The following is a 26371-nucleotide window of genomic DNA, read 5'->3' as shown; positions in this document are numbered from 1 at the left end:
ACGGGGTACTACCCCGCAAATACCACCGTCTTGCGGCCGTTCATCAGCACGCGATCTTCCAGGTGGTGGGCAATGGCGCGCGAGAGCACGCGCCGCTCGATGTCGCGGCCCTTGCGCACGAGATCGTCGGGCGTGTCGCGGTGGCTGATGCGCTCGACGTCTTGTTCGATGATCGGACCTTCATCGAGATCGCCGGTCACATAATGCGCCGTCGCGCCGATCAGCTTCACGCCGCGCGTATGCGCCTGGGTATAGGGACTTGCGCCCTTGAAACCCGGCAGGAACGAGTGGTGGATGTTGATGCACCGGCCATTGAGCTTGGCCGAAAAACCGTCGGACAGAATTTGCATGTAGCGGGCCAGCACGATCAGATCGCTTTTGGTCGACTGGATGAGATCCCAGATCTGCGCTTCCTGCTCCATCTTGGTCTGCTTGGTGATGGGCAGGTGATGGTAGGGCAGCCCCATCGTGTCGAGCTGCGGGTGCTGCTCGCGCGGATAGTTCGAAACGATGGCGGTGATATCCATCGGCAGCTCGCCGAGGCGCCAGCGGTACAGAATATCGACGAGGCAATGGTCGAATTTCGAAACGAGGATCATCACCCGTTTCTTCTGCGCGCGCGGACGCATCGTCCATTTCATTTTCAGCTCATCGGCGATGGCGCCGAAATCGCCCTTCACCTGCTTCAGGTTGTCGTCGCCCACCGCGTTGAAGACGACCCGCATGAAGAAGGAATCCGTCTCCGGGTCGTCGAATTGCTGGGCGTCCTGAATGTTGCAGCCATGCTGGAACAAATGGGTCGAAACCGCGGAGACGATGCCGGGGCGGTTCGGGCAGGAGAGCGTCAAAATATTCTGTTCAGTTGACATGAACCTTCTCGCGGTTGCGACGTGTGGAACTTGAGGCCTGTGTGAAATTAACCCCGGGCCGGATCGACGCGATATCCAAATTCCGACGCAGATTCGGCTAACCAGTGCACAATAGAGCCGGCAAAGGACCGGGCGAAGGAGATTTCGTAGGTTGGCGCGTCGTCGATCTGGGCGATTTGCACGCCAATGCCGCCGATCGGGGTCTGGGCCACATCGCCGGTTTGAAAGGCGCGCGGATGCAGGTCGAGCATCACGCCCTTGGCCAGCACGTCCCGCACCCGGGGGCCGGAAAGCTGGACCATACCCCGCGCGTCACTCTGCTCGCTCAGCGCCGCGACGCCGCTCAGGAATCCAAGATGCCCCTCGATCCGGCCGGCGGGCATATCAGCGATGGCGACGAGCCATTGGCCCGGCCCAGTCCAACTGATGCTGACCGCGCCATCGGTGACGAACTTGCCCGCCTGCGGCAGATCCAGTCCCAGTTTCTCGCGCACCAGCGCGGCCACGTCCGGCTCCCTGCCCTTGAAGGCAAGGACGCTCGCGAGCGAGACGCCGGTAATTTCCACCGCAATGAGGCCCGGTTCGGCGGCCGCTTTACCGAACGTTCCAGGGCGCAGTTCCAGGGCCAGCGCCGAGCGCTCCTTGACCATCTCAGACACGCAGCAAAGTTCCTTCTGGATCGAGGAAGTGGGGTGAGCAGATCTCGACCAGCACGTCGCGGCCGCGGATCGGGTCATGCGCCAACACGATTTCGCCGTAACGCTCGGTGCCGCGCGCGATGAGGCCGAGCGCGATCCACTGGCCGAGCGACGGCGAATAGCCGGCCGATGTCACATGGCCCTGGTCGTTCTCCGGCGCCGTGGCGGCGGTGCGTGGAAAGAGATGCGCCCCGGCGCTGGCCGTCTGCAGCTTATCGACCGGCTTCAGGCCCACGAACACCTGGCGATTTTGCGTGAGGCCGGTCCGCCCCGCGAGTGCGCGGCCGATGAAATCCTTCTTCTTCGACATCATCTTGCCGAGGCCGAGGTCCGCCGCCGTCGTGCGGCCATCGAGTTCGCCGCCGCCGAGATGCCCCTTCTCGATCCGCATCGCGACCAGCGCTTCGATGCCATAGGGCGTGATGCCATAGGCTTTGCCCGCCGCCATGATTGCGCGGATCAGTGCATCGCCATAACGCGCAGGCATGCCGATCTCATAGGCCATTTCGCCTGAGAACGAGATGCGATAGACGCGCGCCGGCAGGCCGCCGAGCGCCGTCATTTCCCCGCAGGCCATATAGGGGAAAGCTTCGTTGGACAGGTCGTGCTCAGCATCGACGACGCCGCGCAGCACATCGCGCGCATGCGGACCGGCGATCGAGAATTGCGCCCATTGCTCAGTGGCCGAAACGAAGTGCACATCGAGCTCCGGCCACAAAGCTTGATGGCAGAAATCCATGTGCTGGAAGACCTTCACCGCATTGTTGGTGGTGGTCGTCATGAAATAGCGGTTCTGGCCAAAGCGCGCGGTCGTGCCGTCGTCCATGACGAACCCGTCTTCACGCAGCATTAAGCCATAACGCACCTTGCCGATCCCGAGCGTCGAGAATTGGTTGGTGTAGAGCCGGTCGAGAAACACGCCGGCATCAGGCCCCTGAATATCGATCTTGCCGAGCGTCGACACGTCGCACACGCCGACACGCTCGCGCACGCCCTTGGTCTCGCGGATACAGGCGTCGAGCCAGCTCTTGTCGCCGGCTTGCGGAAAATATTGCGCGCGCATCCATAAGCCCGCCTCGACGAAGACCGCGCCGAGTTCCGTCGCCCATCGATGCGAAGGCGTCAAACGCGTGGGCTTGTAGTGCATGCCATGATGGCCGCCGGCCAGCGCCCCCGCCGCGACCGGCGTATAGGGAGAGCGAAAACGGGTCGTGCCAGTCTCCGGAATCGATTTTTGCGTCAGTTCGGCCATGATCGCGAGGCCGTTGACATTGGCGGTCTTGCCCTGATCGGTCGCCATGCCGAGCGTCGTATAACGCTTCAAATGCTCGACGGCGCGAAAGCCCTCGCGCTTGGCGATTTCGACGTCCTTGTCGGTCACGTCGTTCTGATAGTCGATGAAGCTTTTGCCCTTCGATCCTTTCACCCGCCACACCGGCGTGATCGCCGTCGATTCCGCGTCGACCGCCGGAATGACCACCGTCTTGGCCGCAAATCCGGCGGCGCTGGCGGCGTCCTGGCCGAGGCGCAGGCCATCGGCGAAACAAGCGGCAAGCGCGAAATCGCCCATGGCGGCACCGGCGACGCTCAAACCGGTCGGCAAGCTCCCCGGCACGAAGGCCGCGAGCGCATCGTTCCAAGTCGGCTTGCCGCCGAGATGGGAGGTGAGATGCACGCTCGGGCTCCAACCGCCGGACATGGCGAGGAAGTCACAAGCGATGCTGGTTGTCTGGCCATCGGCGCCGAGCACCTCGACGCCTTGCACGCGCTGGCCGCCTGTCGCCCGGGTCACGGCGCCCTGCACGAAACGCGCACCGGCCTTTTCCGCCGCGAGACGGCCCTGCACCATATCGACACGCGGGTCGATGACGGCGGCAACGTCGACGCCGGCTGCGTGCAAATCGCCAACGGTGCGCAGGGCATCGTCGTTGTTCGCGAAGACAGCGGCGACGCGACCCGGCTTGACGGCATAGCGGTTCAGATAGGTTCGTGCCGCACCCGCCAGCATGACGCCGGGGCGGTCATTGTCGCCGAATACCAGTGGCCGCTCGATCGCGCCCGCCGCCAGGACGGCTCGTTTGGCAACGATGCGCCAGGAGCGCTGCCGCACCTCATGCTCCGGCGGCGCGAGGACATGATCGTTGACCCGCTCGATCGCGCCATAGGTGCCGTGATCGTACACGCCGAAGACGCAGGTGCGTTTGAAAATCCGCACATCCGGCATCGCGGCGAGTTCCGCTTCCACTGTACGCACCCAGTCGAACGCCGGCTTGCCGTCGATGGTCCGGGTCTCGGACAGGAGACGGCCGCCAAGCGCGAAATCCTCTTCGCACAGAATGACGCGGGCGCCGGTGCGCGCGGCGGCAAGCGCCGCCATGAGGCCGGCGGGTCCCGCGCCGATCACCAGCACGTCGCAAAAGGCATGGGCCTTTTCATATTGGTCGGGATCTGGCGCTTCCGGCGGCTTGCCGAGACCGGCGGCGCGACGGATCAGCGGCTCGTAAACCTTCTCCCAGAAGGAGGCCGGCCACATGAAGGTCTTATAGTAGAAGCCCGCGCCGAGGAACGGCGAGAGTAGCGAATTGACCGACAGAAGATCATAGCGCAGCGACGGCCAGCGGTTCTGGCTCTGTGCCACAAGGCCGTCGAACAATTCGGCGACGGTCGCACGCGTATTGGGTTCGCGCCGCGCGCCTTCGCGCAATTCGACGAGCGCATTGGGCTCTTCCGGCCCCGCCGACAGAATGCCACGCGGACGGTGGTATTTGAACGAGCGGCCGACGAGCGACACGCCATTGGCAAGGAGGGCGGAGGCCAGCGTATCGCCGGCAAAACCCTGATAGGACTGGCCGTCGAAGGTGAAATTCAGCGTTTGATTGCGGTCGATCAAACCGCCCTGCGGGAGACGGAAAACCTGAGACATGCGTCTGTCCCTTACGAAAACGAGAGCGCCATCCCTTCTCCCACAGGGAGAAGGTGGCACGCGAAGCGTGACGGATGAGGGGACACCCTCGCGAGATTGGCCTCGGCAAGAATGCAGCTAAAGATGAAGCTGGGTCCCCTCATCCGTCGCTTCGCGCCACCTTCTCCCTCTGGGAGAAGGATTCGCGCGGCGTGGTTTGTCGCTTTTCTCATGCCGCTTCCACCTTCAAAATCTCATGCGTCGTCACGTTGCGGGTGACGACGAGAAGGGCGCGGCATGCTGCCGAATGCAGCCAATATTCGCGATGTTCGCCGGGGCTGTTCTTGCGCAGGTACACATAATTCATCCAGTCTTCGAGCACGTCGCCGTCGAGCGGCGCATCGAGTGCTGTATTCGGACGCGCCACATCGGCATCACCGAAATAGGTGAATTCCTGATGGCTGCGCGCGCCGCAATGAGGACAAGTGATCCGCATGGATTTGGGCCTAACCTATTGAGCGTAAGCGAAGGCGCCGACGCCGCGTTCGTCTATGAGGTCGCCGGTGGCGAAGCGGTCGAGGCGATATTTCGCAACGAGCGGATGCGGCTCGTCATTGGCGATCGTATGGGCGAAACACCAACCCGAACCCGGCGTCGCCTTGAAGCCGCCGATGCACCAGCCACCGTTGAGATAGAGGCCACCGATCGGTGTCTTGCCGATGATGGGAGAACCGTCCATCGACATATCCATCACGCCGCCCCAGGAGCGCAGGACCCGCACCCGCGACATGGCCGGAATCATCGACACGCCTTCTTCGAGCACATCCTCGACGATCGGCAGATTGCCGCGCTGGGCATAGGAATTGTAGCCCTCGATATCGGCACCGAACACGAGGCCGCCTTTGTCCGACTGGCTGATGTAGAAATGGCCGGCGCCGAAGGTCACGACATTGGGAATGAACGGCTTCAGCCCCTCGGAAACAAATGCCTGCAGCGCATGGCTTTCGATCGGCAATTTAAGCCCGGCGAGCGCGGCGACACGACCCGAATTGCCGGCCGTGGCCAGCGCGACCTTTTTCGCCTTGATGAAGCCCCTGACCGTATCGACGCCGACGACCTTGCCCTCCTCGACGCGAATGCCGGTGACTTCGCAATTCTGAATGATATCGACGCCGCGCTGGTCCGCGGCGCGGGCAAAGCCCCAGGCGACCGCATCGTGCCGCGCGGTGCCGCCCCGGCGCTGCAGCAAACCGCCCTGAATGGGGAAGCGCAAATGGTTGAAATTGAGGAACGGCAGCATCGGCTTGATCTGATCAACGGTCAGATATTCGCCGTCGACGCCGTTGATGCGCATCGTGTTGCCGCGCCGGATCGCCGCATCTCGCTGCGAGTCCGAATGCACGAGATTCAGGACACCGCGCTGGCTCATCATTGCGTTGTAGTTGAGATCCTGCTCCAGCCCTTCCCAGAGTTTGAGCGACCATTCGTAGAACGGCGTATTGCCCTGCAAACCGTAGTTGGAGCGCACGATCGTGGTGTTGCGGCCGATATTGCCGGAGCCGAGCCAGCCCTTTTCCAGCACCGCAATATTGGTCAGCCCGTGATTCTTGGCGAGATAATAGGCGGTCGCCAGACCATGGCCGCCGCCGCCGACGATCACACAGTCATATTCCGCCTTGGGAGCTGGGTCGCGCCACGCGGGAGTCCAGCCGGTCTGACCCTTAAAGGCCTGACTGAGCACGGAAAATATCGAATAATGCAAAATAGCCCTCGCCGCTCACGCTCTATTCGCGTGATGATAGGGCCCAAAGGGTGTCAGGCTCAAGCGGCCCCGCTATCTAATATTTTGTCCCATCGGTCGAGGTTTTCGCATGGCTGCGGCGCCATGGACGCCGCGCCGCAGCGATGCGATGATGCCTCAACGCAGCAACGAACGAGCCATTGCATGAAAATCTCCCTCATCCAGATGAACTCCGGCAACGACAAGACCGCCAATCTGGCCCAGGCCAAGACCCTCATCGAAAAGGCGGTACAGGAAGAGCGGCCCGATTGGATCTGCCTGCCTGAAGTGTTCGATTTTCTCGGCGGCTCGCGCGAGGAGAAATTCGCCGCCGCCGAAGTGCTGCCCGGCGGTCCCGCCTACAGCCTGATGCAGAAACTTGCGAAAACGCACGGCGTATTCATTCACGCCGGCTCGATCCTGGAAAAGATTCCGGGCGAGAGCCGGATCAGCAACACGACCGTCGTGTTCAACCGGAACGGAGAGGACATCGCGCGTTATCGCAAGATCCACATGTTCGATGTCACGACGCCGGACGGCCAGGAATATAAGGAAAGTACCACGATCAAACCCGGCGACGCGGTCGTGACCTATGAGTGCGAAGGCGTCACCGTAGGCTGCTCCATTTGCTACGACATCCGCTTTCCGGCCCTGTTCCAGGCCCTCGCGCGCAAAGGCGCCGACATGATCGCCCTGCCCGCCGCATTCACCATGCAGACGGGCAAGGACCATTGGGAAGTGTTGGCCCGCGCCCGTGCGATCGAAACCGAAACCTATTTCTGCGCCGCGGCGCAAACGGGCCAATTCATGCAGGGCAATGAAGTGCGCCAAACCTATGGTCATTCCTTGATCGCCGATCCGTGGGGCCTGGTGGTGGCGCGTGCATCAGACGGCACGGGTGTCGTTTCCGGCCGCATCGATCTCGATCGCGTGCGCAAGGTGCGCGCAATGATCCCGGTGGCGCAGCATCAAGTGGAATTTGCTTGAATCTCGGGCCGCGGGCTCCTGGCGCTTTGCAGCGCCGCGCGCTCGATGGCGACATAATCCTTGAGTTCGGTAAAGAAAGCGGGAAACGCATCGCTGATGTCCGCCGGCAAATCGTGCAGGTTCGGTGCCGCTGCCAGCAATTTCGAACCGTAACGCCAGCGGCGCGCGAGACGCTCAACGGACCGCGCGACGCCCTCCATATCCCGACAGGAATGCAGGAAACGGCCGTTGACCATTGCGCCGATGCTGTCGCGTAATCCGTGCGGCAAAAGCGCCCGATGCCGCAACAGCAAGTCATAGGTTTCGTCCACGAATTCCTCGAACGGCGTATGCGCAAGCAACGGCCAATGCCGGATCAAAAGGTGATCCCAATAGATGTCGAGCAGGATCGGCGCGAAGCGGCGCTGCGGTTCGGGAAACAGGCGTTTTGTCGCGCGCGGAAAGGTATGACCGTCGGTCCAACTGTCGATGCGCCGGTGCAGGATGATTTCGATCTCGATGTCGCGGGCATAAAGCCCCGTTACGTCGCCTTTAAGAAAATCGCCGATCAATGCGCCGAGGCGCGCGGGGCCTTGCGGATTGGCGAGCACGAAATGCGCGAGATAATTCATTTTCGAAAGGCTTCAACCGTCATCAACGAAACATGACGTTATTTATCATGATGCGCTGACACCTCATACATGGCCGGCAAGACCATTCAAGACCGTATCGGCAAGACGCCGGCCAAATGTCAGGTCAAGCGGTTCGTCCAGCAAGAGGCGGTACCAAACTGCTCCATAAAGCGCGATGACCGCCGCTTCGAGATCGGCATCGGGTGGGATTTCACCTCTTTCCAAGCCGCTTAGCAGCACAAGCGTGAGCGCGCTGCGTCGCGGTTCGATGAAACGTGTCTTGAATGCCTGCCGAAACTCGCCGTGGCGCTGCGCCGAGGCCATGAGGCTGCGCACGGCCGGCCCAGACTCTTCGAGCGCCGCAAAGGTCCGGTCGAGGAATTCGGCCAATTGAACGCGGACGGAGGCGTCCCGCTGCGCCGGCTGATCGACTGACGCGCGCGCATGATCGAGGAACGCGTCCAGCACGAGATCGGCCTTGCTCGGCCAGCGGCGATAGATCGTTTGTTTGCTGACGCCGGCTTGGGCCGCGATCATGGCCGTGGTGACGCCTTCATACCCATGCTCCCGCACCAGGGCGCGGGCGGCCTGCAAGATTGTACCGCCCACCGCCTCGTCGCGCGGCCGGCCGACCGCCTTCGCATCGTGATTCTCCTGATTCATGCCCTACGCCTATTGCGGAACTCAGAGTTCCCTATTATATAGGAACCGATAGTTCCCTAATCGGCAAACTCGTCGATTTGGCTGTTCGTTTCAAGGAGAATTTCCATGGTGAGCGTCGCTTCGAGTTCCGCTGTTCCTGCCGAATCGAAAGCCTGGAGACTGGCAAAGCCCGGCGGAGCACTCGAATTCCTCTCCGTGCCGACACCGCAGGTACGCGCAGGCACCGTTTTGGTGCGCATGCTGGCGAGCCCACTGCTGAGCTATCTTGGCGATTATGCCGCCGGCAAGCTGCCCTATTGGTATCCCGGTCATCCGTTCACGCCAGGGACGAACGGCATCGGCATCGTCGTCGCGACCGGCGAGGATGTCTATCAATTGACGGTCGGCCAGCGCGTCGCGGTCCATCCGCATCTCGTTGCCAATGAGATGGTCGACGAGCCGACCCAGGCCTTGATCGGCCTGACCGGCATCAGCGCTGATTCCGGCGCCATGATCGACACATGGGCGGACGGAACCTTACGCGAATATGTGCTGATGCCGGCTTCGACCGTCGCTCCACTCGATGGGCTGGAGGCCTTTTCCGCCGAACGGTTGGCGACGCTCGGAAAGTTTGCAGTGCCGCTCGGCGGCCTCTTGCGCGGCCGGCTCGCCCAGGGCGAAACGCTGGTGGTGAATGGCGCGACCGGCTATTTCGGCTCAGCCGCCGTGCTGCTCGGCTTGGCGCTCGGGGCCGAACGGGTGATCGCCGCCGGTCGCTCCAAAGCCGGCCTCGATGCGCTCGCCAGGATCGGCGGTACCCGCGTGCAGGGTGTGGTACTCAGCGGCGACATCGAGGCGGATCGCGCCGCGATCCGCAGCGCCGCGGGACCCCGTGGCCCGCATATGGCCTTCGACCAGGTCGGCCGGGCGACCGACGCGAGTTCGACGCTCGCCGCGTTGCGCGCGGTGCGGCGCGGCGGGCGCATGGTCCTGATGGGCAGCATGTCGGCGCCGCTGCCGATTTCCTATGGCGAATTCATGCAGAACGATTGGGAACTGATCGGCAACTTCATGTATCGGCCCGCGGCCTTCAACGTGCTGAAGTCGTTGATCCGCTCAAACCTGCTCGATCTCGACGCTGTCACCATCCGCAGCTTTGCCCTGCCGGACTTGCGGCAAGCCATCGATGCAGCAGCCAGGATGAGCGGATTGGACTGCACGGTCGTCATGATGGAGCAGTAACCACACTCCTTAAGCGACCCGATAAGCGATTACGGCCGGCCCGTGCCGGTCGCCAGCCCCATCGCCACTGCCGTCGGCCCCGAAACGCGATACACAACATTCGGCGGGGCCTTGGTGACCAGATCCGCTGCCGCCGGAGAGCCGAATTCATAATAATAGTCAATCAGATAGGATGTTCCGGCTCCACTGTAGCGGTTGCTGTCGAGGCTCGTCGTCGACGATCCCGAATGGTAGCCGAGGCCGGTGAAACCGCGTATCGGCATCGGCCCTTCCGTCAATCGGTCGGCATTGAGATAGAGGCGGGTCGTGCCGCTCGCGAAAAGGACGGTGCAGGCGCTGAGGCATCGCGCGCGCGCCGCATCGACGACCGTCGTCAGGTGTTGCTCACGGATGAGCCGTCCCATTTCGCCCGCGGTCGCGATGAAACCACCGGGGCTGTTGAGGTAGATGACGCGCGTCGGAGCGCTCGCCAGGGCATCGCGCAAGGCGATGTCATCCCCGCTGAAAATCGGGCCGCTCAACATGAGCGTCGTGCCGCTGCGCGAAATGTCGAGCGCCTGTCCCGACTTGCCAAGAAACAATGCTCCAACCGCAATGATGGCGGCACCCAGAACGGTTCTCGTCCGCATGAAGATCCCCCACCGCAATATACATTCGCCTGAAAAGAAACTCGGTTCCCACAAACTTCAACAGCAGCATTGGAAACAGTTCGCGCAAAGCCCGTCAAGCAGGCGCCGACGCACGCCGGTGTTTGCGAAATCAGACATGCTCTGCGGTGGAACACTCGAGGTTCACTTCGCCTCGCCCTGCGGCTTCAGAAACTGATTGAGCAAGTCCATCGGCAGCGGAAACACCACAGTCGAGGAGCGCTCGCCGGCGATATCGTGCAAGGCCTCGAAATAACGCAGCTGCATGGCTTGCGGCTCCGCCGCCAGCATCCGGCCGGCCTCCACGAGCTTCGCTGCCGCCTGCTGTTCGCCATCCGCGTTGATCACCTTCGCGCGCCGCAGCCGTTCGGCCTCGGCCTGCTTGGCGATGGCCCGAACCATGCTCTCGTTGAGGTCGACATGCTTGATCTCGACATTGGAAACTTTGATGCCCCAGGCATCGGTGCGCTGATCAAGGATCTCCTGGATGTCATTGTTGAGCTTGTCGCGCTCGGCCAGCATCTCGTCGAGCTCATGTTTGCCGAGCACCGAGCGCAGCGTCGTCTGCGCCAGTTGGTTGGTGGCGGCCATGTAGTCCTCGACCTGGATGATGGCCCGCTCGGCATCGACGATGCGGAAATAGAGCACCGCATTCACCTTCACCGAGACGTTGTCGCGCGAGATCACATCCTGCGGCGGCACATCCTGAACGACCACGCGCAGGTCGACCCGCACCATCTGCTGGACGTAGGGGACGAGAATGATGAGCCCGGGACCTTTGACCCCCGTGAAGCGGCCAAGCGTGAAGATGACGCCGCGTTGATATTCCCGGAGGATGCGAACGGCCGCGGACAGGAACATGACCACGACGAGCGCTAGGACGAGATAGACCACGTAAGCGACGACCATTATCTTGCTCCATCATCGGAGCATGTCGCCCAAAGCCTCCCCTCGGACTTGACCCAAGGTGTGCAGCGGTTCCGGGACAACAACATGCTCAAAACAAAGACTCAACTTCGGCGGCGCAACATCAGCACGAGATCCCTGACATCCGTCACCTCGACGCTGTCCCCCGGTGCAAAAGTTTCGTCGGCCCTCGCCCGCCAGCGCTCGCCCAAAGCCAGCACATGGCCCTCACCGCCCTGCCAGTCGAGGACCTCGGCCGGCAGGCCGTACATGGCCTCTCTGCCGACACGCGGTAGGTTCCGGCGCGCCGCCCAGAGATAGCTGCCCGAGAACAGCGCGAGCCCGAACGTCAGCGCCGCAACGGTGCCGACGACGGCCCACGACACGGTGAAGCCGGGGCTCGCGCCCTTGAGGAGCATGGTCGCGCCCAGAAGAAAGGCGGCGACACCTCCCAATCCGAGCACCAGGGTCGGATTGAAGGCCTCGTAGACGAGGAAGCCGACACCGAGCAGCATCAGGGCAAGTCCGGTATAGTTGATCGGCAGGAGATTGAGGGCGTAGAGCCCGAGCACGAGGCAGATGGTGCCGACGACACCTGGCGCCACGGCACCGGGGCTCATGAATTCGAAGAAGATGCCATAGACGCCGGCCAGCATCAGGATGACGGCGATGTTCGGATCGGTGATGATGCCGAGAAGCCGGATGAACCAGTTGGGCTTCAGCGTCTCGACCGGCAGTCCTTTCGTTGCCAGCACCTCTGTCTTGCCGGCCACCTCGACCGTGCGGCCATCGGCCAGTTGCAAGAGCTCGGTCGTGTCGCGCGCGACGAAGTCGATGACGTGCTGCTGCAGTGCCGCATTGGCCGACAGGCTTGAGGCCTCACGAACGGCCTTTTCGGCCCAGTCGCCGTTGCGCCCGCGCAGTTCCGCCAGCGAGCGGATCAGCGCAACCGCGTCATTGGTGACCTTGTGCATCATCGTGTCACCGGTCGCCGGCGCGTTTACATCCTTCTGGCCGCTCTTGTCCTGATCGCCGCCCGGAGGCGACGGCAGCCCGCCGATCTCCACCGGCGTCGCCGCGCCCAGATTCGTGCCCGGCGCCATCGCCGCCACATGGGTGGCATAAAGGATGTAGGTTCCGGCGCTGGCGGCATGGCCGCCCGCCGGCGCGACATAGCCGATGACGGGGACCGGAGAGGTCAGGATGTCGCCGATCATCTCGCGCGTCGATGTGACCAGTCCGCCGGGCGTGTTGAGCTGAAGGATGACGACCTCGACATCTCGCTTGGCCGCGACGGCCAACGCGTCCTTGAGCTGCCTGGCGCTGGCTGGGCCGATGGCGCCGTCGATCTCGACGCGCAACGCCACGCTTTCCTTCGCCGCCGGGCTTGCGGAAGAGAAGGAGACAAACGCGGCGGCAACGAATGCTGCGGCGAGAACGGCCATCCGCGCGAGCTTCATGCGCGAAACTCCATAGAGAAGATATGGGTTGGATTTCGGCGAAGTCCATACGGGCCGGTGGCACCAGCAGCGGCAGCTTCGACCAGCCAGGGATGGCGGCTGACTGGGTTTGGTCCGGGCAACGGGCATCAACCAATCGTATGAGCCGACTTACGACGCGATCCGTGCGATTAATAACAGATTATTAAGCTGGGAAATGTAACCTCAACTCTTGAACGTCAGCGCTGGAAGATGTGCGAGGCCGATTGGCTCTCCGCTCGGAAGCGGCGCAAGAACGGCCTGTTGTGCAATGGGGCCGCATTGGCGAGCGTGTTTGGGCGGGTGTGAGTTGGCCGCTGTCGGATTCTCGCTGGGGAACTGTGCGCATGAAAAAACTCTGTCACGATACCGCCGTCGTTTTTGCGGCATTGGTGCTCCAACTCGGCTTGGCCGGTTTGATCTTCGGCGCGCCCATGACGCTGTTCATTTTGCACGGCGGCCCGCCCCAAGAAATTGTTGCCGCTCGGTAATTTCGCCCTTCTCGCGGGTGTTATCGGCGCCATCGTGCTTGCGTGCACACTCAAGCGCCGACCAGGCTGATCAAGCCGATGGCCTCGTGATGCCGTCCCCACCTAATTTGCCACCACGACCAGAGCGCGGATGCGGCCGCTCACGGCGCCGGCCCCGAACCGTTTCGCGATGGCCTCCGCGACATGCCGTGTCGCGTCCTCCGGCAAGCCGCCGCGCGCCTCGATCTCGCCGCGCAGCGGCGTGCCCTGGCAATAGGCCTCGGCCGGCGCATAGGGGGATGGCGCGGCACTGATCGCATCCAGCGGCGTGATCGCGACCCGGTGGAAACCTGCCGCCCGCAGGTCGGCGCGGATGGCGTCCGGATCGTGATAACCGTGCGGCGTCCGCGCCAAAAAGCGCGGCGGGTCGTCCGGGAAAAGCATGGCGAGCGCCTTTGTCACCTCCTGCGCGAATGCGTTGTCCTCGATACGGTCCCACACATTGAACAGGAAGCGCCCACCGGGTTTCATTACACGTTTGGCCTGCCGATAGGCCGCAACCCTGTCGGGGAAGAACATGGCGCCGAACTGGCACAGCACGGCGTCGAACCGCGCATCCTCGAAGGGCAAGGCGCCGGCATCGGCCTGCTGCCAGACGATCCGCGGATCGCCCGCCAATCGCTTGGCTGCATGGTCGAGCATGGGCTGATTGAGATCGGTGGCCACCACGCGCGTTTCCGCCGGCAATTGCGCGGCAAGGGCCCGGGTCACGACCCCCGTGCCCGCCGCGACTTCGAGCACGGACCGAGGTGCGAGCGCTGCCGTCCGTGCCGCCAGATCCTGCGCATAGGGCTCGAAGATCAGCGGCACCATCAGCCGGTCATAGATTTCGGGAATGGAGCCGGTGAACGATTGATCGTTGCTCGACATGGCATGTCTCCGCCAGCCTTGGCATCCGGCCGGCGCGATCGGCGTTGAATGCCAAGCCCCGCCGATCTTTGGCCGCGGGCTGACGCGGGTCAAGGTCAATTTCCGAACGGGCGAGCAGCGGGAAACGTGGTTCAGTCGGGCCCTGGGTGAGGGTTTCGGCAAGCGAGTGCCGGTCAGCCAGATGCCTGGCTTGCGGGCTTTTTCATGCGGGCGCGTCCATCATTGAAACTTGCGTTTTTTGAAAGCCGCCACGTCCTGCGGCGTCAGCCTGAACCATTCGCCGTTGGCCCGGCGATCATCGAAGCGACGATGCCAGTAAGCTTCGATGCCGGGTGGATCGTCGGTTCGGATCGTATGGAACAGTTCGGCCTTATCGGGCAAGGCGATGCTGATTTGCTTGAAGCGTCGTTCGGCGTCGTCGCTACGACCGATCTTATAGAAGTCGCCGGACTTAATTAGATACACGAAGCCCTTGACCGGCTTCGATGAAGGTTGCCGCTCCAATACGTCGTCGCTTTGTTCCGGCAGCATAGCGGCAACGTCGGCATAGACCGGATTGTTGACTACGTGCTTGGCAAGCGCCGCGATCAAATCGGCCTTCTTACCGAAGTGAGACTTGAGCACGTTCGGGTGAGGGATCTCTGGGTTGGTCCGCCGCAAAACCTGCATATCCGCCTCGGTCGGCAGACGGCCAAAGTGGCGCAACGCGGCAATCACTCCCGATATAAGCTCATCGGCTTCCACGCGCTCGTTCAGCTTGTTCGGCTCAAACCCCGCATCCCGCAATACGTCGCTCCAACGCGACCAATACAGCCCTCGCCACTGGCGTTCGCCAATTCCTGTTTCTCGCCCAAAGAGCTTTTGCCCCGGAGCCTGCCCGCCATTCGCCGAAGCAAGCCGTCGAATCTCTTGAAGAATGAAATCCCGCATTCTCACAACATAGACGGCCTTCCTATCGGACGGAACAGCAATCCGGCCGTTCATGTCCGCGTGACCGCTGCCGCCGCGGGAGCCGCTGAGCGGTTTCAAGCAAACGCTTAGTCCCTACCGCGCGCCGGATCACAATTGAGGTTCATGGAACCGATTTTCGACAGTCACCCCGATGACATCAATCCACAATCGGAGCTTATGGAGCGCTTGGCAAAAGCCTCTGTCACTCCACCTCTGTTTCGCCGTCGGTTATTTTTTTGGCTGGGCCAAGCACCACAACGCGCCCGTCAACCGGCACACGCTGATACAGGTCAATCACATCCTGGACAATCATGCGGATACATCCGGAGGAGGCGTTGTGGCCGATGCTGTAAGGCTCATTGGTGCCGTGAATACGATAGAGCGTATCCTTGCCATTCTGCCAAAGGTACATGGCTCGCCCAGTGATAGGGTTATCGGGACCCCCTTTCATGCCCATGCCGCTTTGCAACTCAGCGAGCTCTGGCTTCAGGTCGGGCCTCCGCTCAATCATTTCCTCAGGAGGGTACCAATCCGGCCATTCCCGTTTGAAATGTACCTCGGCCGTTCCAGACCAGCCGAAACCTTCTTTGCCAACGCTCACGCCGTATCGAATGGCGCGCCCCTTGCCGAGAACATAGTAAAGATAATGCGCTTTCGGATCGACAATAACGGTGCCAGACGGTTCATCGGTCGGATAGTCAACCTCACGGCGCAGATAGGCGGCACCGATGCGCTTGATATTCACGGCCGGCACAATGAAGTTGCCGCTCGTCATCTGCCCATACATCGCCGCGTAATCGTAGCCGCCATCGGCGCTCAGAGGTTGGGCAGGCTGTTTGATCGGATCGGTCGGGCGTCCCTCGACTGGCGGCGCCGCAGGGGATTGGGCTGGGGCTGGGGTTTCCGTTTCGAGTTGCCTCGATGCTGTCAAAGCCGGTTCTGGGTCAACCTTCTCCGCGGCACAACTCGCGAGGCCCGACCCGAGCCCGATCAATAACATACCTGTGAGCAGGGGACGAATCGAGCGACAAGACATTTCGCACCCAGCCGAGGATGACGACGATTCGCTACCTATATCGCGGATTTACATGTGCGGCTGTGCCGTAGCTGCAACATCCTGAAACTCTTTATAATCTCCAGAGCGTGTAGGGGGAGCTTGAGAGCGCGGTATCGTGTGGAGTGAAGCGCTGCGGTCGAAATAGAAAGAAATCAGAACGCGATTTGTGAACGAAATTGTAGGCCGCTCGGCAACGCAAAGCGAAAACGCGAACAATCCCAATATATTAGAATGGCTCAACGGCGAGCCGGGAGCGATGAAGATGGGAACTAGGTCTACGCCATGGCCACTTAAGATACTCCATGGCTCTCTCTCGTGAGTGAGCGGCTCTGTCGGGTCGGAATCGACGGAATTGGATCAGGATTCGGCCAGCCTCCAGAAGGTGGCAAAGGTCGGCCGAGAGACGAAACAGGACGCCGCGATGCGCGGCACGGGCGGGTTTGACCAGAGCGCATGGAGCTGTTTTCCACTACCTGGGAAGTAGTTGGCGAGCCTCCACACCTCGCCTCTAATCCTTGCAGCTCGGACGAGGTTCGTTCGTGCAGGCATCAGCGAGGAACGAAGATGACGTCCTATCCAATCCGTACTATTGCCTCGGCTCCAGAAGAATCGAAACCCGTGCTCGAACAGTTGCAGCAGACATTCGGCCTGATCCCGAACATCGCCGGCGCCATAGCCAACTCGCCGGAACTGATCAAGGCTTTCATTGGATTGTTCCAGCAGGTCCACGCCGGGACCTTCACCGAGGCGGAGATCCAGACCCTGCTGCTGACCAACGCGGTCACCAACTCCAGCACTTGGCCGGTCGCCTTCCATACTATGCTGGCGCTCAAAGAAGGTCTGGCGCCGGCCGACATCGAGGCGATCCGCGCGGGCCGTCTGCCGGTCGACAAGCGCCACGCTGCGCTGTCGACCCTGGCGCGCAAGCTGATCGAGACGCGCGGCCACGTGAGCGAGCGGGATCTGACAGCCTTCTTGGAGGCTGGCTTCAAGCGAGAGCAGACGTTGGAGATCTTGGCGGTTATCGCAGCCTCCACCATCACCAACTACGTAGGCACTGTGGCCGAGCCGCCGCTCGAGGACTTTTTGCACCAGCACGCCTGGCAGGCGTGACCATTCGCGACCGTCCGCACCGCCGATCCATAGTGCGGTGCGGACGGCGCCCGATAGGATAGCCTTGTTCTGCATTTGAGAGGGAGCCGTGATGCCGTCGCGAAATTCTGCTATTGCGCCGCAAGGCGGCGAACTGGGCGCCCTGCTGCGCCATTGGCGCGACGTGCGCGGGAAGAGCCAGTTCAACCTGTCCCTCGACACTGGCGTCTCGCAGCGGCATCTCAGCTTCATTGAAATCGGACGCAGCGTGCCAAGCCGCCAGATGCTGATCGACATAGCGACCGCGCTCGATATGCCCCTGCGCGACCGCAACACGCTGCTGCTCGCCGGCGGCTATGCGCCAATCTATCCGGACGGCGCCTGGGACGGGCCGGAGATGCGTAGCATCACCAAAGCCCTGGAGCGCATCCTGCGCCAGCACGAGCCGTTCCCGGCCCTCGTCATGGACCGTTATTGGAACGTGCTTATGACCAACGGGGCGGCGCCGCGCTTCTTCGGCCGCTTCATTGATCTGTCGGCACGCGAGCGCCCGCGCAACATGCTGCACCTGATGTTCGACCCGGATGGCATGCGCCCGTTCGTCGCTGATTGGCCAGCTGTGGCCGAAAGCCTGATCCAGCGCGTCTATCGGGAGACGGTCGGGCGCGTGGTTGACGACAAGATCAAAGAACTGCTGGCGGCTTTGCTCGCCTATCCTGACGTCGAGGCGCGCTGGACCCGACCCAAGGCGATGAGCGTCCAGTCCGTGACGCCGGTCATCCCGATGGGTTTCGTCAAGGACGGCAAGCTGCTCAACTACTTCTCGATGGTCACAACCGTCGGCACGCCGCAGACTGTCGCGGCCCAGGAACTGCGCATCGAATGCATGTTCCCCGCGGACGAGGCAACCGAGCAATTCCATGTCGCGCTGGTCGGCGACGATTTAAAGGGAGCGGCCCACCACTGACGCGCTTTCGATATCGCTGCGGACGCGACGCTGCCGAAGGTGCCGGTCGGCATGAGGCACAGCAAACGCCGCAGCCACCAGTGCTATGGGGAGACTTTATGGCGGAGGGAGCGTCCGCCGTATTATTGTATCCGATGATCTCAAGCTGGCTCAAGGTATCCCATTAATATGCGCATTTTCAGTTATTTATGAATAAACCTGTCCCAACGCATCTCTCGACGCATCAATAAATCACAGATAGAGACTAGGGCCGCAACTAGGGCCGACGATTTGGCGAAACGGTCGGCGCACAAATCGGGGCTATTTCGGATTTCGGTTTCGAGCTGGAGGGCGCGGACAGCGCGGATGACCCGGCCGCTACCCGCTTCACGGGCAAGGTCGGAGTTTTTCTCATAGGCCGCCTCGGCATCGCGCCAGCCATAGGGCCGCACCGCTTCGAAGGCTTTGCGGGACTCGCTGACCTCGCGCAGCTGCTCCCGGCTCGGCTTGTTGCCCGTATCATCGGCGCTGAAGACGGCATCCACCGCGCGGAAGGTGATGCCGCGCCGCTCGGCATAGGTCTGGGCCGGATCGGCTTGGCCCAATTCGACCAGATCGGGCGCATTGCGCATCGCGCCCATCACTCCGTTGAACTGGTCGAGACCATCGCTGTGCCGATGCGCGAACCTCGCCATATCGCGGCGCGTGAAGGTCGATTGCTGCTGCGTGACCGCGTCGAGTGCGAGGGAAGGATCAACGATGATCCGTTCGCCATTGCCGCGCGCGATCTCGCGATGCATCTCGGCACGGTCGGCTTCGATCCCTTCAGCCTCGATGTGCTGCGCGGGCGCGCCGATCTGGCTTTGTGGCTCGAGCACAATGCCCTGCGCTTCGAAGCTGCGATGGTCGATGCGCGCATCGATGTCGAGTTCGGCCATGCGCTCCTTGGCGAGTTCCGCCCAGCGTTCGCGCCAGCGCTCGACCATTTCCGTGCGGTTCCAGTCCCGTACCTTTGGGCCGAAGCCGTTTGCGTCGACCGCGCGCATGGTCAGCATGACATGGGCATGGGGTTTGGGCATGCCGTCTTCGCCAACATCCCAATGCCCATTGAGATCGGCAATCATGCCCAGACCTACGAACTCCGACTGTGCGAAGTCGCAGGCAAGCTGCGCATCCTTCCTGACCTCGAACGCCTCGACGTCATTCCACAGCCGCTCGCGGTCGCTCCATCGCTCCCGCGCGTGTTCCGGCAACAAGACTTCGGAATGGACGACGCCGCGCTTGGCGGGAAAGTCCTGCGCGCGTTCGAGCCGTTCGTCCCGCAGGCGCGAGGCCGAGCGATACGCGGCGGACGCGACCGCGCTCTGGCCGGTCTTGCGGCTAATGACCTTGACGTGCAGACGATAGATCGCCATTGCGATGAGAGCATTTGCACAGCGAAGCGCACGTCGGAACGACGTATAAGCGCGCCCTCCCTCGAAAAATTCTCGGGCGGGACCGTGCCGTCCCAATCGGTCCTGGCAACCTTACAGCGTTGTACAGGGTGCTCGGCTATCATCGCGCCGTCAACACGTGACGGAGATGACGATGCGGAAGCCACGGGACTTTGATGCGGAACTGAAAGCGCTTCAGGACAAGGCGCGCGACCTCAGGAGCCGCAAGGTGCAGCAGCTCGGCGAACTGGCCATCGCCGCCGCGGCCGATACGCTCAGCACCGACGAACGGGCGGGTGCGCTGATCGTGCTGGCCGAGACAAAAGACACCGCAAAGAAGGAGGCATGGGCGAAACGCGGGGCCGCATTCTTTCAAAACCGTGCGCGGCGAACTGCACCGACGCCTGACCGCGACACGGGCGGCGCTGCGCCGCAACCAGGCCACGTGCAATCGGCATCAGGCGGCGCGGGCGCGGCGTGACATGCGCGCGTGGCAGGTCGAGCGCCGCGAGCGCACACGGCACCTGATCGAACTGGGCGGCCTCGTCGTCAAGGCCGGGATCGTGGACCTGACGGGCGATGATCGCGCCATGATCTACGGCGCGCCGCTTTGGATGGCTGGCAAGCTCCAGAGCGACCGAACAGGCCCGCGTGCTCTGGGCCGAAAAGGGAAAGCAGGCGTTCGGAAATCACTGAAAGCCCGTCACGCAGCATGATTTGCACGCCAGCTCGACCAGGCAAATGCGATGGCATCGCATAGCTACATATCTGATGACTGGATTCCCTGGCCGGCCAAAACAATGGGTACTTCACGGTGTAGGTTCAGGGCGGTTGTTTGGCCTTCCGTCATTGCTCAAGCTCTCCGGAGCTTTGCATTGAAAGCCTTTTCTCACGTCTTCCAGCGCAATGCCTGCTTGCCAGCCGCGAAACCGCCGACGCGCGCTCTATGTCACACCTGATGCAATTGGGACGAATAGTTACGTATTGAGATTTCCACGCAACGACAATGCGGCGGAAGGGTGTCAAGGTACGTCCGCTCCTGTCGTTCGGCGCTTTGTCGATTGGGTCATTTGTTTAACTGATATTCTGGGGATCAAATCAAGAATGAATGCAATGTTGTCGAATATAGCCTGCGACGCCGGCGACCGCGGTCTTCGCGGCAGGCGGGTGGAGATTCGAATCGGATTCGCCACGGAGCCCGTTGTTAATCTGCTCAGCCAAGCACCTGGCGAGTTCTATGGCGAATGTCTCGCGCGGGTAATGGTGGGGGACGGCGCCTGTCTCACGGGCGGAGATTTCGTCAGTCGCCTCGAAGCTAGCGCCAGTATTGCGTCCTTGGACCTCGCTATCCTCGACTTGGTGCTCGATGCTCTCCAGGATGATCGCGGCGCGGTCCTCGGCTGCAACATATCGCCAAATACTCTGGCGGACAGGGCGGCATGGGACAAGTTTGTGCGGTCCATTGCCCATAGGCCCGAGCTGGCGAAGCGGCTGATACTTGAGATCACCGAAAGTAGCCCCCTGAATGAAATCCTCTTTGCCGACAAACGGCTTGCCGAGGTCCAATCGCTTGGCTGCAGGATCGCGATTGACGACTTCGGGGCGCGTTACGCTATGAGCCATAGTCTTTACGGCCTGAATGTCGAATGGGACATTATCAAGATCGACCGGAGTTGCTTTGGCGATCTGCGCGAAAGACCCTCTGGTTGCCAAGGGCTGCGCTCTGTCATTTCACTCGCGAGCTGCCTGGCCCCGACCGTTGTGGTCGAGGGTATCGAGACCAAGCAACATCTTGCCGCGGCGCGCGATTGCGGAGCTCGATATGGACAAGGCTGGTTGTTTGAGGCGCCGGTGCGCGAGTGCTGGAAGCCGGCAGGGGATGATGTCGGAGGTCGACTCGCCGCTGCTCTGATCGGCGACGGTGCGATCCTGTACCAGCCAGCGCGTTCCGTTGCATCTCGATCGATGTCAGGTGCAAAGAGTGATGAGATCTTCTTTCCACGTGTCGGCGACATTCGGAAGCGGATCGGTGCTCTGATCTCGCGGGGATTGGCGGGGGGCCGATCTTGAAGAGTCTTTCCTCCCTTCCATCCAGGGCTATTCGCTTGCGCTAAGAGGGTGTTTGGAAATTAAGGATTGCGGTGTTCCTTGCCTTTCGCTGAGAGGTCCGCAAGAAGCACTGGCGCGCGGCCATTTTCAGCGCCGCTTGCGTTTTCCACGTATCCCTCCCGCGAGGACCGTCTGGCGTTGAGCGCGAGGCGCGGGGTAGATCTCGCAAGAGTGGCTCGATGATCGTGTCCACTTAACCGAGAAGCGGACACTAACGTTGATGTCGGTTGACGAAGAGCCGGATCCGACGCCAGTGAGACGCAAGCGGCGGTCTTGGGCGCCTGAAGATATCCGCCACCGCGACACCATCATTGCCTTGCTTCAGGATAAACGCCCTCTGGGCGTCCGAAAACTTCGAGGCCTTCATCGTCTTCCGCTCCTTTCCCAGCCAGGAAAAACAGGCAGAAAACTCTAGCGAAAAACGATCCAATTTGAAGGGCTCAGATCAACGCCTTAGGTGGTTATAGCGCAGATCGAGGGCGTTCTAGGAGGCAAGGTCAGTTGCAGTCTTGCCACACATTGCCGAAAAGGTTTTCGCCGAATTTACGCGTGGGCTTTCTTCCCAACGCTTCCAGGGTGCTTCCACGGAGGGGTTTGGGGCGGGATGTTCTGAGAATCAAAAAGCCCTTGAAACTTGTTAAGTTTCAAGGGCTTGATCTTTGGTTGCGGGGGCAGGATTTGAACCTGCGGCCTTCAGGTTATGAGCCTCATTTCGACGTGTCCTTTCGCGCAACCGCAATCGAGCACGGCGGCCAATATGTCGGCGCTGATTTGGCAAATGGTGCCGAAGCTGAATTGGGCCGTATTTTATTTCCAGCGTGGAACCTAAGAACTAGTCGTCGGTCCGTTCTGGGGCAAGCGTACTTGCGCGCGTATCCCCCCGGGGGGCGACGTCTGCGGCTCCGCCGTCGCGGGGCACTCGGTCCTGGCGGAAGATGTCCACGCCTTTCCGGGCCGCATCCTCGGCATCATCGATCGCGATAGCCCAGTCGTGCGGCGTTTCGACCGCGACGATCAGGCCGGCACCGCGAGCTTGGGGGAAAGCTATGTGGCCGCGCCACATATGGCAGTGCGATTGAGCGTCGCCGGCGGCGTTTGGGCGTATTCTGTTGCCGTTAGGACAACCGTAGGCCATCCATCGTAAAAGCATGGCACCGGCCGGGATCGATCTCGAGTGGGACGCTTCCTGTCGGTGGCGTCTGACCAGCATAGCGTACGGTCAAGCGCCCAGTGGCTTGGCTTGGCGCGTGTAGGTAAGTGGCGCCGCCGATATATTCGCTGAATGCCACCGGCATCGTGAGATGTGCAACGCCGCTGGAGCCAACGCGCAAATCGTCGGGCCTAATGCCGATCTCGATATCGTCGCCAGCCTTGAGCGAGCCGCTGTCCCGCACAGGCAAGGCGATCTCCGCAGGCTCCAGCCCCGGGATCGCGACAACGATCGCTCCGGGGCGCAGCGCCGTCACGCGGCCGGTCAGAAAATTCATACGCGGCGAGCCGATGAAATTGGCCACAAAGCGGTTCGCCGGCCGCTCATAAAGTTCGGAAGGCATGCCGACTTGTTCGATCCGGCCATCGTGCAGCACGACGATTTGGTCGGCGAGCGTCATCGCCTCGATCTGATCATGCGTGACATAAATCATGCTGGTGCGCAGACGCCGGTGCAATTCTGCCAGTTCGAACCGCATTTCGACGCGCAATTCCGCGTCGAGATTGGAGAGCGGCTCGTCGAACAAAAACAGCGACGGCTCGCGGACGATCGCGCGCCCGATCGCGACGCGTTGCCGCTGACCGCCCGACAGCTCTTTCGGGCGGCGCTCGAGGAGCCGGGTAATCTGCAGGATCTCCGCCGCTTTGGCGACACGTACCACGCGCTCATCTTTCGACACGCCGGACATGCGCAGCGCGAAACCCATATTGTCGGCCACCGACATATGCGGATAGAGCGCATAGGATTGAAACACCATCGCCAGTTTGCGTCCTGCCGGCGGAACACCGCGCATGTCGCGCCCATCAAACCGGATCGTGCCTTCGCTCGGCATTTCCAGCCCGCAAATCAAACGCAGCAAGGTCGATTTGCCGCAACCCGACGGTCCGACAAAAACCGTGAAGGCGCCGTCGGGGATGTCGAGGTCGATGCCGCGGATGGCCTCGAACGCGCCGAAGCGCTTGAAGACGCCGGAGAGTTCAACGTGCGACATGCCGGCTCCCGAAAAAAGAACGCGCGGGTTGATGGTTCATGATAGTCGCACCGTCAGGCTATGGATACCGGTGACACCCTCGGCATCGCGCGCATAGTAAACCACGAAGAGCTCGCCATTCGCACGGCGGGCCAGGGTCGGATAGCCAAGATCCTTCGTTGGCAGATCGTCGATCAGCGTGAGCGGCGGACCCCAGCTATGGCCGTCGTCGTCCGAGAGATGCAGGACGATGCCGAAGGGCGCGGCGCGCCGTCCAGCAGCGCAGGCGATGACGCCGCTGGGCAGCGCCAGGAGATGGGCGGGGTAAGCCTCGATGCCAGTTGGCACCGGCGCCGACCAGTTCGCGCCATGATCATCGGACGCGATACTGTGCAGAACACGGCTGACATTGTCGCGCAGGATGACAAGAACACGGCCCGACGGGAGGAGAAGGCCCGCCGGTTCCTCGAACGCATGACCAGCGCCTTTGGCGATAAGCTGCGGCTTGCTCCAACGCGCGCCGCGGTCTGATGAGCGCACGGTGAACACGGTGCGGTAATGCGGCACATCCGAGAGGGGAAGCAAAATATCCCCGTCCGGCAATTCAATCGCGCCCCGCATGCCATAGCCGCCACTGAATGGCGCGATGTCGATGCGGGCGGTGTGGCAAAAGCTGCGCCCGCCGTCATCCGAACAATGGACCGCGCACACGCCGCCGCCGCGCGCCGAAGAGCAGGCCTGGTGCGCTGCTTCGCCGCCGGCGGCGAAGACATCGAGTTCCGGCGACACAACAAGATCGCGCATCAGAGCGTCCGGCATGACGAGATCGTGCCGCTCGATGGCGCGCGCAAGCGGCAGCGGCAGCCATTCGAACCGCCATTGGTTCAGCAGGATCCGGCCATCGCGCAGCGCCGTCAGGCCCGCGCATTCGACACCGCTCCAATCGTAATCCGGCACCACGGCCGGCGCGCTCCAGCTCCTGCCCTCGTCGCTGGAGCGCATCAGCACGTTGCGGTATTCGGGGTCTTGCGGCGGATGCAGCGTGATTGACCGGCGCGGCGCACGGTTGAAGACGAGCAAGAATGTTCCGTCCGCCGCGACGGCCAGATGCGGATGCGCGCAATAGGCAAAGGTCTCGCAATGGAGCGCGCGGCGCTCGCTCACATGAACCTTCGTCGTGGCGCGGCGCGTCAGCATTGCGCGGTCCCTAAACCTTGAAGCGCGTGCACAGCACATATTGCAGCGGTTTCGCGTCGTCGCTCCACTCGTGATAGGCGCACACGATGGAGCCGTCCGCGACCTGAGCGACGCTGGGATAGCCGATGTGCTGATAGATGCCCGGATGATGCCAGTCCACGCCGCCACCCTCGATCTTCCCTGACTGCGGTGACATGCGGCTCGATCCGGGCGTGTCGGTGGCGGTCGCGCCGGGCACGCCGCCTTCGCGGATGACGAATTCGTTCTTCACGTCCCAGGTGACGCCGTCCTCCGAAATCATGCCGCGCACGCCATAGGGCGGGCGTCTATAGCCGTAGACCATCAGGTAACGACCATCCTGCAGGGCGATCATTTCGGCTGGATAACCCCAGATATTGGTCCATTTCGGCGGCGTCCAGGAAAAGCCATCGTCGTCCGAAATTGTCATTACCATGTTCTTGGCATCGCTGCTCGGCTGCGTATGCGTGCGCATGAAACACACGAGACGGCCGTCCTTGAGGCGCAGCAATGCAGGCTCTTCATAGTCAATGATGCTGGCCGGGTCATAGGCGAGCGTCGAGAAATATTCCCAATTGTCGCCGCCATCATCCGAGCGCATCAGCGCCGAGCGTGTGGTCTCGCCCTCGCCTTCTTCCTCATAACCGCGGATGCGGCCGTAAAGGCCCATGAGCAGCGACCCATTGGGTAGCAGCCACGAACCAAGGCGGCAGCCGCCATGTTTGAGCGGACGGACATTGACCGGGATCGGCTTCGTCCAAGTGGCGCCGCCGTCGGACGATTTGATCACATAGGTGCCGAGCCAGCCTTGCAGCTTGTAGGTCCATGTCCAGTCGCCCCACTCCGGCGTGACCGGATGCGACGACCATGACGGCTGCTCGGGCCGCACGCCGCGTTTGAAAAATCCGGTGATCGTGAGATTGACGAGCAAGGTGCCGTCGTCGAGCTCGCAAATGCCGCAATCCCAATTGCCTTCAGTGGCGCTCCAGGGCAGCACGACATGCGGCGTGCTCCAGCTTTTGCCGCCATCGGTTGAGCGGGTCATCAGCGTCTGCCCGCTATCGTGATGGAAGGGAAAGCGCTCTTCGTTGAATACGGCGAGGAGATCACCATTGCGCAGCGTGCGCATGGCGATCTGATTCACGCAATGCGCGGGATGGCGAAAGATGTCGTGATGTTCGATAATCTTGATGCTGCTCATGTTGTTTTGCTCACAAATCCTGTTG

23 protein-coding genes and 2 pseudogenes are annotated in these 26371 nt (G+C 61.9%); 8 read left to right on the top strand and 17 right to left on the bottom strand.

Annotated features, from left to right (window positions below; genetic code table 11):
• Nucleotides 1–8: 8 nt before the first annotated feature.
• The 5 genes from purU to V9T28_RS02470 form a co-directional block, all read right to left on the bottom strand.
• Entirely contained in the window at nucleotides 9–869 is an 861-nt protein-coding gene (gene purU, locus V9T28_RS02490; protein ID WP_116400622.1) for a formyltetrahydrofolate deformylase, read from the bottom strand.
• Nucleotides 870–916: 47 nt separating this feature from the next.
• A complete protein-coding gene (locus tag V9T28_RS02485; RefSeq protein ID WP_245424085.1) occupies nucleotides 917–1519 on the bottom strand; it encodes a sarcosine oxidase subunit gamma in 603 nt (200 codons plus the stop codon).
• 1 nt (nucleotide 1520) lies between these two features.
• Complete coding sequence (locus tag V9T28_RS02480) at nucleotides 1521–4490, bottom strand: sarcosine oxidase subunit alpha family protein (protein WP_116400620.1); 2970 nt, start codon at nucleotides 4488–4490, stop codon at nucleotides 1521–1523.
• A 208-nt stretch (nucleotides 4491–4698) separates the two neighbouring features.
• Entirely contained in the window at nucleotides 4699–4965 is a 267-nt protein-coding gene (locus V9T28_RS02475; RefSeq protein ID WP_116400619.1) for a sarcosine oxidase subunit delta, read from the bottom strand.
• Between the two features lie 15 nt (nucleotides 4966–4980).
• Nucleotides 4981–6231: a sarcosine oxidase subunit beta family protein gene (locus V9T28_RS02470; protein WP_116400618.1), complete on the bottom strand. Its 1251-nt coding sequence runs from the start codon at nucleotides 6229–6231 to the stop codon at nucleotides 4981–4983.
• Between the two features lie 183 nt (nucleotides 6232–6414).
• Between V9T28_RS02470 and V9T28_RS02465 the strand changes: the two genes are divergently transcribed.
• The gene (locus tag V9T28_RS02465) at nucleotides 6415–7236 is read left to right on the top strand and encodes a carbon-nitrogen hydrolase family protein (protein WP_116400617.1); all 822 of its coding nucleotides are present in this window, start codon (nucleotides 6415–6417) and stop codon (nucleotides 7234–7236) included.
• Here the strand turns inward: V9T28_RS02465 and V9T28_RS02460 are convergent.
• Both V9T28_RS02460 and V9T28_RS02455 read right to left on the bottom strand, forming a co-directional pair.
• Nucleotides 7218–7847 carry an acyl carrier protein phosphodiesterase gene (locus V9T28_RS02460; RefSeq protein ID WP_116400616.1) on the bottom strand — a complete coding sequence of 210 codons (630 nt, stop codon included), beginning with the start codon at nucleotides 7845–7847 and terminating at the stop codon, nucleotides 7218–7220. The two genes, V9T28_RS02465 and V9T28_RS02460, sit on opposite strands and share 19 nt — an antisense overlap.
• Nucleotides 7848–7910: 63 nt before the next feature.
• On the bottom strand, nucleotides 7911–8510 hold the full coding sequence (locus V9T28_RS02455; protein WP_116400615.1) for a TetR/AcrR family transcriptional regulator: 600 nt from the start codon (nucleotides 8508–8510) through the stop codon (nucleotides 7911–7913).
• A 105-nt stretch (nucleotides 8511–8615) separates the two neighbouring features.
• Between V9T28_RS02455 and V9T28_RS02450 the strand changes: the two genes are divergently transcribed.
• The gene (locus V9T28_RS02450; protein WP_116400614.1) at nucleotides 8616–9731 is read left to right on the top strand and encodes a quinone oxidoreductase family protein; all 1116 of its coding nucleotides are present in this window, start codon (nucleotides 8616–8618) and stop codon (nucleotides 9729–9731) included.
• 29 nt (nucleotides 9732–9760) lie between these two features.
• On the opposite strand, the gene V9T28_RS02445 is transcribed toward V9T28_RS02450, so the two are convergent.
• The 3 genes from V9T28_RS02445 to V9T28_RS02435 form a co-directional block, all read right to left on the bottom strand.
• A complete protein-coding gene (locus V9T28_RS02445) occupies nucleotides 9761–10360 on the bottom strand; it encodes a hypothetical protein (protein ID WP_116400613.1) in 600 nt (199 codons plus the stop codon).
• A gap of 162 nt (nucleotides 10361–10522) precedes the next feature.
• On the bottom strand, nucleotides 10523–11287 hold the full coding sequence (locus V9T28_RS02440) for a slipin family protein (RefSeq protein WP_116400612.1): 765 nt from the start codon (nucleotides 11285–11287) through the stop codon (nucleotides 10523–10525).
• 101 nt (nucleotides 11288–11388) lie between these two features.
• A complete protein-coding gene (locus V9T28_RS02435) occupies nucleotides 11389–12744 on the bottom strand; it encodes an NfeD family protein (RefSeq protein WP_116400611.1) in 1356 nt (451 codons plus the stop codon).
• Between the two features lie 365 nt (nucleotides 12745–13109).
• Between V9T28_RS02435 and V9T28_RS02430 the strand changes: the two genes are divergently transcribed.
• Nucleotides 13110–13253 (top strand): hypothetical protein, encoded by a 144-nt coding sequence (locus tag V9T28_RS02430; RefSeq protein WP_158554784.1) that lies wholly within the window; start codon nucleotides 13110–13112, stop codon nucleotides 13251–13253.
• A 102-nt stretch (nucleotides 13254–13355) separates the two neighbouring features.
• Here V9T28_RS02430 and V9T28_RS02425 read toward each other — a convergent pair whose 3' ends face one another.
• The 3 genes from V9T28_RS02425 to V9T28_RS02415 all read right to left on the bottom strand — a co-directional run bounded on the left by V9T28_RS02425 (nucleotide 13356) and on the right by V9T28_RS02415 (nucleotide 16113).
• The gene (locus V9T28_RS02425; protein ID WP_116400610.1) at nucleotides 13356–14162 is read right to left on the bottom strand and encodes a class I SAM-dependent methyltransferase; all 807 of its coding nucleotides are present in this window, start codon (nucleotides 14160–14162) and stop codon (nucleotides 13356–13358) included.
• Between the two features lie 219 nt (nucleotides 14163–14381).
• Nucleotides 14382–15191: a GIY-YIG nuclease family protein gene (locus V9T28_RS02420; protein WP_245424073.1), complete on the bottom strand. Its 810-nt coding sequence runs from the start codon at nucleotides 15189–15191 to the stop codon at nucleotides 14382–14384.
• Nucleotides 15192–15315: 124 nt separating this feature from the next.
• Nucleotides 15316–16113, bottom strand: coding sequence for a L,D-transpeptidase (locus V9T28_RS02415; RefSeq protein ID WP_339071811.1), 798 nt, complete (start codon nucleotides 16111–16113; stop codon nucleotides 15316–15318).
• Nucleotides 16114–16734: 621 nt separating this feature from the next.
• Between V9T28_RS02415 and V9T28_RS02410 the strand changes: the two genes are divergently transcribed.
• Together V9T28_RS02410 and V9T28_RS02405 are read left to right on the top strand one after the other, a co-directional pair.
• Nucleotides 16735–17283 carry a carboxymuconolactone decarboxylase family protein gene (locus tag V9T28_RS02410; protein WP_116400607.1) on the top strand — a complete coding sequence of 183 codons (549 nt, stop codon included), beginning with the start codon at nucleotides 16735–16737 and terminating at the stop codon, nucleotides 17281–17283.
• 91 nt (nucleotides 17284–17374) lie between these two features.
• A complete protein-coding gene (locus V9T28_RS02405; RefSeq protein ID WP_116400606.1) occupies nucleotides 17375–18229 on the top strand; it encodes a helix-turn-helix domain-containing protein in 855 nt (284 codons plus the stop codon).
• Nucleotides 18230–18804: 575 nt separating this feature from the next.
• On the opposite strand, the pseudogene V9T28_RS02400 reads toward V9T28_RS02405, so the two are convergent.
• Nucleotides 18805–19623, bottom strand: a pseudogene (locus V9T28_RS02400) (MobA/MobL family protein); the annotation flags it as partial.
• 172 nt (nucleotides 19624–19795) lie between these two features.
• On the opposite strand from V9T28_RS02400, the gene V9T28_RS02395 reads away from it, so the two are divergent.
• The 3 genes and pseudogenes from V9T28_RS02395 (at nucleotide 19796) to V9T28_RS02385 (ending at nucleotide 21711) form a co-directional block, all read left to right on the top strand.
• Nucleotides 19796–20122 (top strand): conjugal transfer protein TraD, encoded by a 327-nt coding sequence (locus V9T28_RS02395; RefSeq protein WP_116400605.1) that lies wholly within the window; start codon nucleotides 19796–19798, stop codon nucleotides 20120–20122.
• A 1-nt stretch (nucleotide 20123) separates the two neighbouring features.
• A pseudogene (locus V9T28_RS02390) lies at nucleotides 20124–20337 on the top strand (conjugal transfer protein TraD).
• Between the two features lie 288 nt (nucleotides 20338–20625).
• Complete coding sequence (locus V9T28_RS02385; protein ID WP_158554783.1) at nucleotides 20626–21711, top strand: EAL domain-containing protein; 1086 nt, start codon at nucleotides 20626–20628, stop codon at nucleotides 21709–21711.
• Between the two features lie 1154 nt (nucleotides 21712–22865).
• On the opposite strand, the gene V9T28_RS02380 is transcribed toward V9T28_RS02385, so the two are convergent.
• From V9T28_RS02380 to V9T28_RS02370, 3 genes are read right to left on the bottom strand one after another with little or no spacing between them, the layout of a single operon-like run.
• On the bottom strand, nucleotides 22866–23951 hold the full coding sequence (locus V9T28_RS02380; RefSeq protein ID WP_116400601.1) for an ABC transporter ATP-binding protein: 1086 nt from the start codon (nucleotides 23949–23951) through the stop codon (nucleotides 22866–22868).
• A gap of 36 nt (nucleotides 23952–23987) precedes the next feature.
• Complete coding sequence (locus V9T28_RS02375) at nucleotides 23988–25127, bottom strand: sialidase family protein (protein WP_158554781.1); 1140 nt, start codon at nucleotides 25125–25127, stop codon at nucleotides 23988–23990.
• Nucleotides 25128–25137: 10 nt separating this feature from the next.
• A complete protein-coding gene (locus V9T28_RS02370; protein WP_116400599.1) occupies nucleotides 25138–26346 on the bottom strand; it encodes a sialidase family protein in 1209 nt (402 codons plus the stop codon).
• Nucleotides 26347–26371: the final 25 nt, after the last annotated feature.

The organism is Methylovirgula sp. 4M-Z18, assembly GCF_037890675.1.
Lineage (GTDB): Bacteria > Pseudomonadota > Alphaproteobacteria > Rhizobiales > Beijerinckiaceae > 4M-Z18.
This window is presented reverse-complemented; position numbering and strand designations above follow the sequence as displayed.